Here is a 14066-nt window from a genome sequence, read left to right on the forward strand (position 1 = left end):
CGGGGCCATCACACGACCCGTTGTTCCCACCGCCGTTCACCGTGACAGTGGTGCAGCCCGGGCTGCCGGCGGTGCAGGTGTTGCCGCTTCCGCCTTGGCTCGTGGTGGTCGTAAATCCGTTCTTGTTCCCGTTAGTACTATTCGCGAGCGCTGCGCTTGAGGCAAACGCGAATGAAATCGCGGACGCGAGCAGGAGAGCAGGCAGCTTTGTCATGGCTTTTTCTCCATAGCTAACTAAGCACGTCTTATGTGGAATTTACTTGCATTGCCCGGCCGGGCCATCGCATGTCGGCGGTTGGGGGTTGTTCCCGCCGCCGTTCACACTGGTCGTCGTAGTGGTGCACCCGGGACTGCCGGCGGTGCACGGGTTGGTGCTTCCGCCTTGGGTGCTGGTGGTCGTCGTGTTAAATCCGGTCTTATTCCCGGCCGCGAGCGCCCCGCTTGAGGCAAGCGCGACTGAAGTAATCGCTGCAAGTAGCGGCAGGTAAGTGGCTCGTGACATGATGGCCTCCTGCTGAGAGTGATACCGAAGCCGACCATTACGCCTGGCGTACCGAAGCTTGATCCGGCTACCGACGTAGCGGACCATCGAAACGTTACAGTGAAGTGCCCGCGCGTCTATTGGCGCTTGGATAGGATCGAAGGTCTCCTTCGATAGTAATCAACCGATATAGGCTAAGCGATAGGAGATACCGTAGATCCGCCATGGAATGCCGGAGGCGCAGACGCGCCTAATCAACGGCTTGCGGAAGAGATGCTCCGTCGTAAAAAGGAGCCACCCGAAGTCCATGTGGACTTGGAAAGAAATGGCCCGGCGTTAGGCCAGCCCCGCAGGCCTCGAAGCTAAGCCGAGGTCTTTGGTTGGAGCCTTGCCGCAGTCGCGGAATCCAGAGCGGTAGGCTCCCCCTGGCGCGTTTCACTATTCGATCCAGGCGTCCACGCTCCAGCCATCGACATCGCCAACTGCGTTCTGCTTCCAATACGAAGTTTGGCATAGATATGATGCAAATGCATCTTCACAGTGCCTTCTGACAAATGGAGCTTGCTGGCGATCTCCTTGTTGCGCAAGCCTCGCGATACGAGGTGGACGATATCGGCTTCGCGCAATGTCAGACTGCTCGCAATCTGAGGGGACCGTTCAGCCGTCGCTAGATGGCGCAACAGGGCGGGGTCGAGCCACTTTCGGCCGTGATGCACGCTCTTTACACAATCGATTAAGCTTGTGGAGCAGGCCACGCTCAACAGAATCCCCTCCACGTCAAGGTCAAGCAGAACGGAGGCCCTAAGCGACTCGTGCTCATCCAGCAGGAAGATCATCGCTACAGAGCAGTTGCGGGCGCGGAGTCGTGAGACCGTTCTCGCGATGTCCCCTCCGACAAGGTTTTCCGCCAGCATAATGATATCCGGGCGGTAGGCATCCAGGGAACGCAGGAGGTCATTTTCGGATGAGCAGCGCGCCGCCACACGGTAACCGGACGCATGCAATACGGTTTCCATTCCGGCTGCGGTGATCTCGTTTGGTGTGGCGATCACAAGGACGGCTTCGGTTTTTCCCGACCGCCTCGCAGCAAGCGTGCGATCCCTTTCAAAATTGATGACAGGTGTGCTGGTTCGAGAAGTATGATCGTTGACCATGAATTCATCCTAGGCAACGTTGAGAGTGTCATCTTGCGCGGCCCTGCGCCGGGGCCATCGCATCACGATGTTCACGGCGCCGCTACCCAATGAAAATTGAATTTCCGTCGCCATTTTCCACGGCATAATTCGATTTAGTTTAGCACGAATCATCCTATCGGCTAGCGCGCCTGTCTGTCGCGGATTTGTTCCGTGCGCGGAACTGTTCAGCCGCAATCCCACCATGGAGAATCCCGCTTGATATCGGGCGAAGGTAGCGTGCGGCTGGCGATGTTAATTGCACCGCGGCAAAATTGTGCCGTAACATGGCGCTACTCAATCACCGTGTCGGCAGACGCCAACAACATCTCTGGTACTTTCAGATTGAGCGCTCTTGCCGTTTTCAGATTGATGCCAAGCTTGTATATAGTGGTGTGCTCGACTGGAAGATCTGCTGGTTTGGCCCCGCGTATGATCCGAGCAGCAAAATGAGCAGCATGATGATATTCGGCAAAGATACTCGGGCCATAAGACAATAGTCCACCTACTTCGGGAAAGGAGTCCGCGAAACTGACCGTCGCCAATTTGTTCTGTAGTGCGAGCTCAGCTATCTGCTGCCCGGCTATATCAAAAAGAGGGTTGCTCGTTAGGGCGATCGCTTGCACGTTGGCGTTCACCGCCGCGGCAAGCGCGCTCGGGAAATCGCTCTGCCCGTGTACTCCAATTACCTGAAGTCTGACCTGCATCTTAGCTGCCGCGGCTTTGGTCGGCTCTACGGAAAGGGAAGCCGTAGGATCGTCAAAATTGTAGAACACCGCCGCACGTTCAAGGGTGGGAACGATCTGAATCAGTAACTCCAACCGCTTTGCACTTGCCTCCGCTGTCAAAATACTAATCCCGGTAAGATTACCGCCCGGGCTTGCGAGGCTCTTAACTAGTCCCGCCTTGACCAAATCGCCTGTCAGGCAAACAATGGGGATCGTGCTAGTCGCGCTCTTGGCAGCCTTACCAGCGACCGCTCCCGAGGCGAAGATCACATTCATACCTTGTGAGATGAAATCAGAAACGGTCCTTGACACTGCTTGCGGGGAAGCGGCGCTTGCTGGATTTCCAACAACTAGTACCGAATCGCCGTCGATAAGGCCAAAGTCGCGCAACCCGCCCTTGAACTCGTCTATTGCACGTTGGTTAAGTGAGCCAACAATTCCGACCTTCGGAATGCTCTTAGATTGAGCTAGCGTGGCAGCCGAATAGGCGGCGAAAACTGACCTGCCCCTGCGTATTTCCTCCAGATGGAGTTAGAGTCCGGCCCGAAGAAGGACGGACAGATGAAGCGAGCACGGTTCACGGAAGAGCAGATTATCGCAGTGTTGAAGGAGCATGAGGCTGGGGCAAAGACGGCCGACCTGGCTCGCAAGCACGGGGTCTCGGAAGCAACGATCTACAATTGGAAGGCCAAATTCGGCGGCATGGACGTTTCAGAGGCGAAGCGGCTGAGGGCGCTGGAGGACGAGAACGCGAAGCTGAAGAAGCTTCTAGCCGAGCAGATGCTCGACGCCGCCGCCCTTCGCGAGCTTCTTTCAAAAAAATGGTAGGGCCCGCCGCCAAGCGCGCTGCGGTCGCGCATCTGCAGGCCGTCATGAGCCTGTCGGAGCGGCGGGCCTGTTCGATTGTCGGAGCGGATCGGAAGATGATCCGCTATCGCTCCAGCCGTCCTCCGGACGCGACTCTCCGTGGCCGGCTGCGTGACCTTGCCAACGAGCGGCGGCGTTTCGGCTACCGCCGGCTGTTCGTGCTGCTGCGGCGGGAGGGTGAGCCATGGGGGATCAACCGGATCTACCGGCTTTATCGGGAAGAAGGGCTCACCGTCCGCAAGCGGCGGGCTCGCCGCAAGGCCGTGGGGACCCGTGCCCCGATCCTAGTCGAGGCGATGCCGAACGCGCGCTGGTCGCTGGATTTCGTCCACGACCAATTCGCCAACGGTCGGCGCTTCCGCATCCTCAACATCGTCGACGACGTCACCAAGGAATGTCTGGGCGCCATTCCGGATACGTCGATCTCAGGACGACGCGTCGCTCGCGAACTGACGGCCGTCGTCCAACGACGCGGCAAGCCAGGAATGATCGTGTCCGACCACGGCACCGAGTTCACCTGCAATGCCATGCTCGCCTGGTGCAGGGACGCAGCTATCGACTGGCACTTCATTGCACCGGGAAAGCCGATGCAGAACGGCTTCTCGAGAGTTTCAACGGCCGGATGCGTGACGAGCTGCTCAACGAGACTCTCTTCTTCGATCTCGACCATGCCCGCGCCAAGATCGCCAATTGGGTTGCCGACTACAATCTTCAGCGGCCTCACTCGTCGCTGAAATACATGACCCCCGCGGCTTATGCCGCCCACCTCACCGCAACGGACGATCGGCTACGCAACCCCGACCAGCTCCGCCGATCGTCCGTTGCTCCAACCGCGCCACTTGGCGTACAAAGCTCCGAGACTCTAACCGCTGCCGGATGAAAATTCAGTGGCAGGTCAAAACACTTAAAACGGTGAGAACCTGACGCCGCCTCATTCAAGCCTCGTTGAACGTGTGACGCGTGCCGTCCGTAGCCAATAAAACTGCGAAGATCGACCGAATACAATGAACCCTTATGTCGCAGTGGGGGGTCAAAAGACGTAAGCGCTTAGCCGTGACCCTATTGAGGCTGGCAAAGTGTGCTCGCAGGCTCGAGGATCCGCTCCACCCGCGGCAAATGGGCAGGCAAGCAGCTTCGATTGCGATGACGGTCCTGATCCGATCCAGCACGCGATCGGCCCCTGATGACCGCCGCAGCCTTCTCCTGTGCCGCGTCCAAGACGCCTTGCGCGATCTCCACGTCTTCGAGCGGTAAATGGTATTGATCTGGCCGCAGCTTCTCGGACTTCGCTCCGAACTTCTCTCGGCGTAGTTCGCCGAGAATGACCTCCAACCGGCGCCGCGCTTCTTCCGACGTGGCCAGCGCCGCTTGATGTTCGCTCAATGCTGCCTGCGTTTGCGCTAAAAGCGCCTTCAGGCGTTCATTCTCGTCGCGAAGCGTCGCGCTGCTCATGCGCCATGTCGAGCATATCTGCGCTGCCGGCGCCATGCCAAACTCGGCACAGAGTCATTCTGCCGCACTTATCCAGCGACCTGTGGACGCCGCGCTTCCTCCGGCCGTACCAACCGCCAATCCAGGCCCTCGAACAGCGCGGCAAACATCGCCGGCGATATCCGCATCACGCCGTCCGCAATCTTTGGCCATACGAACTTGCAGCCCTCAAGGCGCTTGTGCACCAGCACCAAGCCCGTTCGATCCCACACCAAAATCTTGATCCGGTCCGCTCGTTTCGACCGGAACACAAAGGCTGCACCGCTGAACGGATCGAGACCAAGCATCTGCTGCACCTTCGCAGCAAGCCCATCATACCCACAGCGGAAGTCGACGGGCCGCGTCGCGATGTAAATCTTCAGCTCGGCGCCGGGGACAATCATCGTGACGCCCGCACCGCGCGGATCACTCGAGATAGCTGCTCCCCATCTATCGCCGCGTCCGTCCGCACGACGACGTCGCCAATCGCAATCTCGAGCTTGACTGTCGGAACGTGACGCTCCTCAAACGGCCCCTCCACAACCAGCGGCGCGAACCGCGGCTGCGGAGCCTCGCTCGACGGCAATTCGCCGCGCTGTCGGAAGCGTCGTCGCCAATCGTAAATCTGCCAGCGCGTCGCCCCGTGCTTGCGCGCCACCTCCGCCACCTGAGCGCCGGGCAGCAGACTTTCGGCGACGATCCGAGCCCGCTCGGCCTCCGAACGCACGCGACGCCCGGACGGTCCCTCAAGCACCTCAAGCCGGCTGACTGCTCCTGACCCAACTGATGAGCTGTCCAAATGGGCGTCCTTTTTGCCGTCCAATCCCATCCCAAACCTCCGCTCAACCCAGAGGCTTCTTCGCACATCTAATCTAACGTCGAACCGAGGGTGCCGGCTTAGCGCTTACCAAAAGACCAAGAACTCAGGTTGAGCAAATCTGGTCCGCTCTGGCTCAAGGGGGGCGGGCCACCGTCGGACCCGGCGAAACTTCGCAGATGGCCAGGAGCGGAAAAGTGGCAAGTTGGCCGCGTTATCGCCTTCCGATCTTGTAGGATCGAACGAAAGCTCCGCGCGATGCTGTCCCTGAAGACGCTCGCGAACCGCAAGAGGCGCGGAGGCACAAGCTGGCAGCCCTTTACGATCTGGGCGCTCGGACTACCACGAGTTCGGCCGGCCGCCCAGCTCGGCCAGCCTGTTCGCTGTGGCGGCCTAGGTGGACTTGAGCACGCCGTTCATTCCGTTCGGATAGAAGCCGCCTTTACTAACGCCTTGCTGCTCGGTCAAATAGACGATGTGCAGCACCTCCTGAGGTGTGCGGCGGAACGCGATGGCGTCGGGGGTAGACGGCACGACGTTGGCTTTGCCGTTCATCCGGATGCCTTGGTCCTTATCCTCTGGCCCATCCACTTTGTCGCGAGCGTCCGAGATCGCGTTGGCCGCATTCCAGGCCTTTTCGCCCATCAAATAAAGCTGCGAGCGCGCCATGCCCATGTGGTACGCCTCGACCGCAAGAATGCCGGCCGCCGCCTGGACGAACTCCTTGCTCTTGATCAGCGGCGCTGCCCCAGCATAGGCGGTCACGCCCACGTCCTCAAACAGCATGCCACCGAGCAGGACGCTCATATCATCGGCAAACGGGTCGAAGTCGGCAGGGAGGCCGGCTGCCTGCGCAGCTGCCTTGAAGCCCGCATCGAAATCGATGGCCGGGCGCGACACCGCCATCCTGCCCAGTGTCTTGCGATAGAAGCGCACATGGGCAAGCTCGTTCTCCGCCAACTCCTCGATGAATTCGCGGATTTCCGGCTTCTGGAACTTGGCTTCGTGTCCGCCGACGACCCGCGCCGCATCTGGACCGGCATCGCTATCGTCGATGCCTCTTCCCATTGTGGCCCGCAGATAGAACTCAGCTTCCATGTATTCCAGATTTAACGCGAACTGAAAAATATCTTCATCCTTCACTTCGGGAGCATGGATTCCAACGCCTGTAGTCTCCTGTTGCTTCCGCTGTGCTTTGTGCTGTGCATAGGCGGCGGGAAGCAGGACCGCTCAGCCCGAGAACCGATATGCCGGCAACGGATTGCCGTCGGGAAATACGCGACCGCTCTACGTTCATGGCGAACCTCCTTTTCATGGTAATTGTGACGCGCTTTCCGGAGCGGCAAGTCGCAATCCGCTGTCGGCCGCTTGGGGGGCGCTTGATGCATCACAAACGGGACGAGCTTGCGTCCGTTCCTACTTAGCGCAGCTTTCGGGACGATCCGCGATGCGGAGTGGTCCGACCTCAGCAACGGTTTAAAATACGAAGAACTCAGGTTGAGCAAATCTGCTCCGCTCTGGCGCAACGAGCGGACTACCGACCGCCGAGTCGCAACGTCGCCGATGGGCCAACTCCGGACTTATGCGCCGCAGAAGGGCCGCTATTTCGATCACCTCGCGCACATTGGTGTGCTACTCGGGTAGCCCCGCCTTGCGAAAACCCTCAATCATCAGCTTCGCATTTTTTGATAGCTGGCTCCGAGCGATCCACGCCGATATTGTGAAAGTAGGGTCGATTTCGAGCATACGGGTCGCCGCCTCACGGGCCTCAGCGTCGCGCCCGAGATGGGCGAAAGCGGATGCGAGGCAGCGGTATGGTCCTGGATAGGAGGGGTTGTTACGCTGCGCTTTCTTTCCGGCACTGACGGCCTCATCAAAGCGACGAAGCTCAACAAGGGCAAATCCCATCCCGGTGAAGACTGTATATTGTTGCGGGTCTAGTGGGCTCATTCGCACGGCACATTCAAAGCTCCGGATCGCTTCTTCTGGCTGCCCTGCAATCTTGTAGACCCAACCTCTGCAGTTCCATGCACGATATGAATTCGGGTTGAGAGAAACCGCCCGATCAGACATCTCGATCTCAGTCTCACAATCTCCGACCAAAAGTGCCGAGATCAACGCAGCATTTGCTAACGTGTCTGGATTATCATCGTCGAGTCTCAATGCCACGCGCGAAAGCCGAACGGCTTCCTTGCGTTCGAATTGGGGGTCGACGGCATAGCCCCTGACCACATTTTCCGCGTGACAAAGAGCTGCCAGACCAGCGGCAGCAGCAAACTTAGGGTCGCGCTTCAAGACGCGCTGGACTAGCCGGAGCGCCTCAGCCAACCCGTCGCGGGTCGATCGGAAGGCTCGCTGTAGAGCTCGAAGATAAAGATCATACGCGGTGAGGTCTTCCGGTCGCCGCCGCTTCGCCAGTGCAATTTCTGCGTGAAACAATTTTGGCTGAATAGCTGAGACAACAGCGAGCGTGACTTCGTCCTGCAATGCGAAAATATCCGTCATGTCACGCTCGAACTTTTCCGCCCAGATGTGTGCGCTCGTAGCCACTTCAATCAACTGACCGGTGATGCGGACTTTGCCCGACGCCTTGCGCACCGCGCCCTGAAGGACATAGCGGACGCCAAGCCTGCGTCCGACTTCCTTGATGTCGACGGCTTTGCCCTTGAAGGTGAAACTCGAATTGCGAGCGACCACGAACAACGATTTGAACCGCGAAAGAGCGGTCGTGATTTCCTCAACCATCCCGTCCGCGAAATACTCCTGCTCGGGATCGCCAGACATGTTCGCGAACGGCAGCACAGCGATGGAGGGCTTGTCGGGAATTGCAGGAGCGCTCTCGGGTGCATCGCCCGGATTTGGACCCGCAGCTTCTCGCGCCTCCTGCACCTTTCCGACGAAGCGGAAGCCCTTGCGTGGTAGTGTTTTGATGAAGCGCTGTTCCTCGCCGGAATCGCCGATTGCGCCCCGGGCGGCATTCAGGCGGGTTGTCAGCGCCGCGTCGGATACGCTGCGCCCATTCCAAATTGCACTGATGAGGTCGTCTTTACTGACAACGCGTTCCCTGTTGCGAATCAGGTAATCAAGCAGGTCAAAAACTTGCGGTGTGATCGACACAGCATCGTTCCCCCGATGCAGTTCACGCCGTTCGGTGTCGAATGTGTACTCCTCAAAAAGATAGTGCAAGCTGCCATTCCCTCTCGAGATCGCCTCTGTAGCACCTCTGGCGCACGAAGAATAAGCCGCCGGTAAGGGAAATGTAAGCCACCGGTTAAGCGCGCCGGCACATCTTGCGGCAACTTCCGCCTAGTGAACAGTCCAGACAGGACGCCCTCAATGAGCACGATCCATGGGACCACTGAGCTGGGGCCGGCAACAGCAAGGCGGCAGGTCTACAGTCCTCTCGAAGCATACTGGAATGCATTTCAGGAGTGGCGCAAACGCCGGAGATTACTAGCCAACTTGTGCGACCTAAGTGACAGGGAGCTTATGGATATCGGTATTACGCGCGGCGAAATCGACTACGTCGCCTCGCACCGAGATTGCGATCCGCGAGGCATCCTATCCGGTGAATGAATGCCGATATCTGTAACGATGGAAGGTCGTATTGTCACAGCTAGAGGCGTCGTGGCGCAGATGCTCACTTCCGATATGGGTCAAAAGCGCCGTTTTGACCAGCGGTCGGGAGCTTCCGGTTTACCCCCGACTCCTGACATCTCGCTGCCACGCATTAACGGAAGCGATGGGCCAGAACCGGAAGTCTCGCACGTAGCGCAACCCCGTTCTTCTGGGAACACACGCACGATCAGCCGGGCACATCCGCCACTCGAAATGCGTGCGCTCGAAGACGGTTTTCGAGCCCAATCGCATTGACCGAATGCGCTATCGACAGTTGCCGACTGCAGGATCGTCGCCGCCCGACTGCAAAACATCCTGCAGCGCAGCTACGGAACAATATTACATCCGCGAGATCCGCGGAACGAAACGGTTCGTCAGTCTTTCTCTGGCCTTTGGGAGGTGCACGTGACTTCTCAGACCATAGAAGGCGCCTGTGCGTTCGCTTGGCGGAACTACTTGCTGCTTCACAACGGCATCAGCGAGAACGATGCTCGGCGTTCCGCCCTCTATCGCTACGTCGTCAATCTTCGTGATACCGGCGAAGATGATTTCGATCTCTTGCAAATAGCGGCGGTCGCTTACTTGAAAAAACTCGACGAATTGCATGACGACCGATCTGCGAGACTCGCGGTAGATCAAATTTTGGCCGAACGTTTAGAATCACGCATTGCACAACCCGTCACTTCGCTTCAGGCAAGTAACACTAAAAGAAGGAGCGAGCAGCATGGCAGACAAATCCGCTAACTCAGAGTTCGCGCGCGAACCACAAAGACGCATCGCCGCAGCGACAGCAATCGGCATGAATGCCTTGAACCCAATCATGCGCTTTCAGGTCTCAATGCTGAGGATGTGGGCCGATAGTATTGAGAGGTTCGCGGGCAATTACAAAAAGGGGTTGGAAGAAACCGCGACCGCCGTAGAGGAACAGTCAGACAAGGAACGCGCCGCGTAAAGCAACGCGAATGGTCACGTGGAGTCCGGCTCGCTCGGCGTGCGTTGCGCGGCGTGCTCCTGAACAGTCGACTCAGGGTCCGAAGCTGACGACGCGCCGGAAGGCGCGACAGGTCGCCTAAGGCGCCAATAGCTGACTTAGCACCGCCTCGCCAACCTGGACGAACTCACTTCGGGGGCGACGGTAACGCTGAGGAATGGTGATCGACAATTAGCCAGCGATCACCGTCCTTGACGTAGGTGAAGCTGTAGCGTGCGGGTAAGCTTTTCGTCTCGCCGTCCCTAACCCAAGAGAAGGTGTAATAACCGGAATTGATAGCCGTGTTGCCGTAGACGCGGATTAGTTGATCGCCAAACTCAACCTTGATGCCGGGCACAGCTTTGGCCACGCCAACGAAATACTCGCGTACCGCTCCCCGGCCTGAACGTATTTTCGGTGCCGCCGTACCCCAGAGCACGGCATCATCCGAATAGAGCGATGATACTTTTTCGGGATCGGCAAGTCCCTGTCCCCACGCTGAAGTCGCCGTTGCTATCTCCGCGTTCGGTTCGGCCAATGCATTGGAAGCAAACGACAATAGCCCGATGTTCAGTGAGATCGCGGCGCCAGCCATTGCTAAAGATGATCGCATGACACTACCTCTCGTTCGAAAGAAATACCGGTTTCTTGAAAAGGATACATCTACGTCAGTGCGCAAAATTTTAGCATCAAAGCTCCCTGCCTTCACGTCTGTTTCGGGCCACAAGGCGACATTCGAAAGGATGAGGGTCTCTAGCTGATGCGGCGTTACTCGTCGAAAGCTACGCCGATCTGACCGTCCTTTCGCCAAACAATATGGCAGCGCCAAGAAGTGCCATCCGAGACTATCGCGAGCACGAGGCTGTCAGGAAACCAAAGCGGGCCTGGAGATATCGCGCACGATGCAATCAACGGCCGATGAGCCGAATACAATTTTGCCGGCCTTGAGAATGCGACGGCGCTGGGAGGACCGGTCCTGCATATCGTCAGCTACTTGACTTTACTTCTGCAATCGCTCCGCTTCACTTCTGCAATCGCTTCCGCGACGCTCTCCAGCTGCGCCGCCGTTCGGAGATAAGTGCGAGCGATGATGGTCAGTTTTTGGCGACGGGCCGCCGTTACCGCGAGTTCAGCCAGTTGTTCTGCCTCGGCAGCCTTGTCGCGGTATCGCTTTGCTTCAGCAATGCATTGATCCGATCGTTCTGCCGAAGCAAGTTCGCCGGTTATTAGGCATACACGACCCGACCTTCTGAGGTGGTAATTGCGCTGCTAGTAAGTGAGGTCGAAAGCAAGGCTGTGATCTTCGGAGGTGTTACGCAGGCGAACCTGCCGCAGGATCTTAAAAACTCGCGCCGATCGTCTTCTGGAGAGGACATTGCGGCTCCTATGATTTTTTTTGAAATGTTTATTAGTTGATTAGAGAGTTAAGCAGTTCAAACAAGGAATGTAACTATATCCTGTGTCGTATCGGAGACCCGCCGCCGCGGGCATTGAAACCTTGACAAGGTCCGGTGCGGGTCAAAGGCTGCCCTCGGTACCTAGCATGACGTTATTCGGCTTACCTCCCCGAAGCGGCCGTCGTGGCGCTCTGAGCTAAGGTCAGTCACAGGCCAAAAGCTGACCTCCTTCAGTCCGACCGCTTAGCTAGCAACGGCCAACCCGAGCGTTTGGACGGCGTGATAGACGCAGCTGACACAACCATGAGAAATCGTTATGCTGCGTACGTTTGAACCAACCGGACGGGTGATTATCATGAAGTCCATTTTGAAGGTTGCCTTAGCACTTATTCTCTTCGGTTCACCGCTGACGGCGTTCGCACAAACACAGCCGCCGGCGACCAAGTCATCGAATGCTCCAAAGGCGAAGGCCAGAATGCATGACGGCTGTCACAGCCGAGCGGCTCAGATGTCAGGGAAACCCTGCCGTTAGGACCACGTTGGGGCCGCCGACGAGCGGCCCCTTTCCTTTCTACTGCCCGGCGAGGTGTGACCGGGAGCGACGGCCGTCTGTGGCGGCTAGCCCTGACGTGCGTCCGCTCTGCCCCGAAGAGCAGACCCAACGGGCAGTTACAGCGAAGGCAGCCTAGGGTTCAGACTCAATTGATCCAATAGGCGACGATGGCGGCGAGGTGCACGGCAGCCAAGAAGTTCCTGGCAAGTTTGTCGTAGCGAGTTGCGACACGCCTGAAATCCTTGAGCCGGCAGAAACAGCGCTCGATAACATTGCGCCCTTTGTAGGCGCGTTTGCTGAAGGTGTGGAGGGTCACCCTGTTGGATTTGTTTGGAATGACGGGCTTTGCGCCGCGATTGGCGATTTCGGCGCGAAAGCCGTCGCCATCGTAGCCTTTGTCCCCAATGAGGGCAGACATGGGCGGCGCGAGTTTCAAAAGGGCCGGCCCTGCGGCAATATCTGCGTCTTGTCCCGGAGTGAGATGAAATGCGCAAGGTCTGCAATCAGGGTCGCTCAGCGCGTGGATTTTCGTGGTCCGCCCACCGCGCGAGCGTCCGATCGCCTGTTCATGCTCCCCCCTTTTCCACCGCTCGCCGAGCGATGCGCCTTGATCGAGGTGGAGTCGATGGACAAGGTCACGCCATCCTTGCCGCAGCGGGCGAGCGCTTCAAAGATCGCCTGCCAATGTCCGCGCTTAGCCCAGCGATTGAAACGATTGTAGATCGTCGTGTAAGGACCATAGTCGGGCGGGCAATCGCGCCAGCGTGCGCCGCACTGAAGCATGTGAATGATACCGCTGATGATGCGTCGATCGTCATCGCGCGCCGGGCCGGTCTGGTTCGTTGGCAGATGCGGCTCGATCTGAGCCCACTGCTTGTCGTTCAGCCAGAACAGCCCTTTGCGCACCGAAGTCCCCCATCCCGAATCAACTTGGTGCGAAGGAATCAGAGATCGCTAATTAGGTACAGACCCTAGGACCAAAAGCAGAAGTGAACGCGATTACAGCGAGGTCAACGACCGGCGTGCCATCGAAAACAGGCCTATAGACCAGCAGACCGGGCATCCTCGAAAGGCTATCAATGATACTAGCCCCAGAGTGACGGAACCTAATACTGCAGGCCAACCTGCGTCTGTCCCGACCCACACCGCCGTCGAGAGAGCTCCAATTCCGACAAGACCTCGGACAAGGTGCTCGGTGAGTGAACTGCTAGCGAACATTTTCACTCCTCAGCGCATCATATATTCACGCACGAGCGCTCGACCGCGATGCAGTCGAGCCTTCACAGTTTCTCGGGTTAGCTCCAGCGATTGCGCTATTTCGCTAATCGTCATTTCGTCCACATCCCGCAAAATGAGCACCTGCCGGTAATGGCTCGGCAGCGACTGGATCGCGGCAGCTATATCGATGCGAAGTTCTGATTCTGGCCTCTTCGAAAGCTGCATGTCATTTTCCAAGGAAGAGACGTCATCGGGAAGACCGATATGCTGCTTTGCCAATCTCAAGCAGGTTCGATGAACTATCTGAAAAAGCCAGAGAGAAAAGGCTCCGGCACGTCGGAGACGACCAATGCGACGGTACACGATCCATAACGTTTCCTGAACCGCGTCTTCCACATCGCTTGTCGTGCGGCAGGTTCTTCGCGCGTACCGGCTGCGACATTTTGAGCAGCGCCAGAATGGCGTCAGCGTCCCCGCCTATTGCCGCTTTCCATCATGCTCGGCGATGAAAAAGGTGTGCTCATGGTTTGGCGCGCAGCTTTCGACCTGCTACTGCGCATGCCGGGCAGTATCCGAAAACGCCTGTAAGCGCGGTCAGGACCCCGACAGCGGCGATCAGGTATCCAACGGGCATACCTTTAAGACCTAGTAGCCCACAAGCGATCATAATTGCCCCAGCCAAGAGCCGGACCCAAATTTCCCAGCCAGCCACGTTCTTCTTATACAGCATAGCAACCTCCTGCCTTTGTAGCGTCCTTTCTGACGCCCCAGAGAC

At 58.0% G+C, this 14066-nt stretch carries 13 protein-coding genes and 2 pseudogenes; 4 read left to right on the plus strand and 11 right to left on the minus strand.

Features of this window, described 5'->3' with window-relative positions; translation table 11 throughout:
• Nucleotides 1-843: 843 nt before the first annotated feature.
• Both P6U28_RS24990 and P6U28_RS24995 read right to left on the minus strand, forming a co-directional pair.
• Entirely contained in the window at nt 844-1635 is a 792-nt protein-coding gene (locus P6U28_RS24990; protein ID WP_407120142.1) for a LuxR C-terminal-related transcriptional regulator, read from the minus strand.
• Nucleotides 1636-1946: 311 nt separating this feature from the next.
• Nucleotides 1947-2906: an ABC transporter substrate-binding protein gene (locus P6U28_RS24995; RefSeq protein ID WP_407123115.1), complete on the minus strand. Its 960-nt coding sequence runs from the start codon at nt 2904-2906 to the stop codon at nt 1947-1949.
• Between the two features lie 36 nt (nt 2907-2942).
• On the opposite strand from P6U28_RS24995, the pseudogene P6U28_RS25000 reads away from it, so the two are divergent.
• Nucleotides 2943-4128, plus strand: a pseudogene (locus P6U28_RS25000) (IS3 family transposase).
• A 179-nt stretch (nt 4129-4307) separates the two neighbouring features.
• On the opposite strand, the gene P6U28_RS25005 reads toward P6U28_RS25000, so the two are convergent.
• The 5 genes from P6U28_RS25005 to P6U28_RS25025 all read right to left on the minus strand — a co-directional run bounded on the left by P6U28_RS25005 (nt 4308) and on the right by P6U28_RS25025 (nt 8721).
• Nucleotides 4308-4700, minus strand: coding sequence for a transposase (locus P6U28_RS25005; protein WP_244607898.1), 393 nt, complete (start codon nt 4698-4700; stop codon nt 4308-4310).
• A 68-nt stretch (nt 4701-4768) separates the two neighbouring features.
• Nucleotides 4769-5122 (minus strand): IS66 family insertion sequence element accessory protein TnpB, encoded by a 354-nt coding sequence (gene tnpB / locus P6U28_RS25010; RefSeq protein ID WP_122401561.1) that lies wholly within the window; start codon nt 5120-5122, stop codon nt 4769-4771.
• Nucleotides 5119-5547, minus strand: a complete 429-nt coding sequence (gene tnpA / locus P6U28_RS25015; protein ID WP_122401560.1) for an IS66-like element accessory protein TnpA — start codon at nt 5545-5547, stop codon at nt 5119-5121. Before tnpA ends, tnpB begins: the two co-directional genes overlap by 4 nt.
• Before the next feature lie 381 nt (nt 5548-5928).
• Nucleotides 5929-6693: a ferritin-like domain-containing protein gene (locus P6U28_RS25020; protein ID WP_407123116.1), complete on the minus strand. Its 765-nt coding sequence runs from the start codon at nt 6691-6693 to the stop codon at nt 5929-5931.
• 474 nt (nt 6694-7167) lie between these two features.
• Entirely contained in the window at nt 7168-8721 is a 1554-nt protein-coding gene (locus P6U28_RS25025; RefSeq protein WP_407120143.1) for a winged helix-turn-helix domain-containing tetratricopeptide repeat protein, read from the minus strand.
• Between the two features lie 150 nt (nt 8722-8871).
• On the opposite strand from P6U28_RS25025, the gene P6U28_RS25030 reads away from it, so the two are divergent.
• The 3 genes from P6U28_RS25030 to P6U28_RS25040 all read left to right on the plus strand — a co-directional run bounded on the left by P6U28_RS25030 (nt 8872) and on the right by P6U28_RS25040 (nt 10105).
• Nucleotides 8872-9111 carry a DUF1127 domain-containing protein gene (locus P6U28_RS25030; RefSeq protein ID WP_122401558.1) on the plus strand — a complete coding sequence of 80 codons (240 nt, stop codon included), beginning with the start codon at nt 8872-8874 and terminating at the stop codon, nt 9109-9111.
• Nucleotides 9112-9558: 447 nt separating this feature from the next.
• On the plus strand, nt 9559-9897 hold the full coding sequence (locus P6U28_RS25035; protein ID WP_122406450.1) for a hypothetical protein: 339 nt from the start codon (nt 9559-9561) through the stop codon (nt 9895-9897).
• Nucleotides 9878-10105, plus strand: coding sequence for a hypothetical protein (locus P6U28_RS25040; protein WP_122401583.1), 228 nt, complete (start codon nt 9878-9880; stop codon nt 10103-10105). Before P6U28_RS25035 ends, P6U28_RS25040 begins: the two co-directional genes overlap by 20 nt.
• 166 nt (nt 10106-10271) lie before the next feature.
• Here P6U28_RS25040 and P6U28_RS25045 read toward each other — a convergent pair whose 3' ends face one another.
• The 4 genes and pseudogenes from P6U28_RS25045 to P6U28_RS25060 all read right to left on the minus strand — a co-directional run bounded on the left by P6U28_RS25045 (nt 10272) and on the right by P6U28_RS25060 (nt 14021).
• Nucleotides 10272-10736: an SgcJ/EcaC family oxidoreductase gene (locus P6U28_RS25045; RefSeq protein ID WP_209295739.1), complete on the minus strand. Its 465-nt coding sequence runs from the start codon at nt 10734-10736 to the stop codon at nt 10272-10274.
• A 1482-nt stretch (nt 10737-12218) separates the two neighbouring features.
• Nucleotides 12219-12979, minus strand: a pseudogene (locus P6U28_RS25050) (IS5 family transposase).
• Nucleotides 12980-13300: 321 nt separating this feature from the next.
• Entirely contained in the window at nt 13301-13687 is a 387-nt protein-coding gene (locus P6U28_RS25055) for an RNA polymerase sigma factor (protein ID WP_407120144.1), read from the minus strand.
• Between the two features lie 124 nt (nt 13688-13811).
• Entirely contained in the window at nt 13812-14021 is a 210-nt protein-coding gene (locus P6U28_RS25060; RefSeq protein ID WP_122401578.1) for a DUF2892 domain-containing protein, read from the minus strand.
• Nucleotides 14022-14066 lie beyond the last annotated feature (45 nt).

This window comes from Bradyrhizobium sp. STM 3561 (assembly GCF_045571455.1).
Lineage (GTDB): Bacteria > Pseudomonadota > Alphaproteobacteria > Rhizobiales > Xanthobacteraceae > Bradyrhizobium > Bradyrhizobium vignae.

Coding starts and splice junctions, on each gene's coding strand:
- P6U28_RS24990 (WP_407120142.1), bottom strand. CDS start 1,635: ATGGTCAACGATCATACTTCTCGAACCAGCACACCTGTCATCAATTTT.
- P6U28_RS25005 (WP_244607898.1), bottom strand. CDS start 4,700: ATGAGCAGCGCGACGCTTCGCGACGAGAATGAACGCCTGAAGGCGCTT.
- tnpB (WP_122401561.1), bottom strand. CDS start 5,122: ATGATTGTCCCCGGCGCCGAGCTGAAGATTTACATCGCGACGCGGCCC.
- tnpA (WP_122401560.1), bottom strand. CDS start 5,547: ATGGGATTGGACGGCAAAAAGGACGCCCATTTGGACAGCTCATCAGTT.
- P6U28_RS25030 (WP_122401558.1), top strand. CDS start 8,872: ATGAGCACGATCCATGGGACCACTGAGCTGGGGCCGGCAACAGCAAGG.
- P6U28_RS25040 (WP_122401583.1), top strand. CDS start 9,878: ATGGCAGACAAATCCGCTAACTCAGAGTTCGCGCGCGAACCACAAAGA.
- P6U28_RS25045 (WP_209295739.1), bottom strand. CDS start 10,736: ATGCGATCATCTTTAGCAATGGCTGGCGCCGCGATCTCACTGAACATC.
- P6U28_RS25060 (WP_122401578.1), bottom strand. CDS start 14,021: ATGCTGTATAAGAAGAACGTGGCTGGCTGGGAAATTTGGGTCCGGCTC.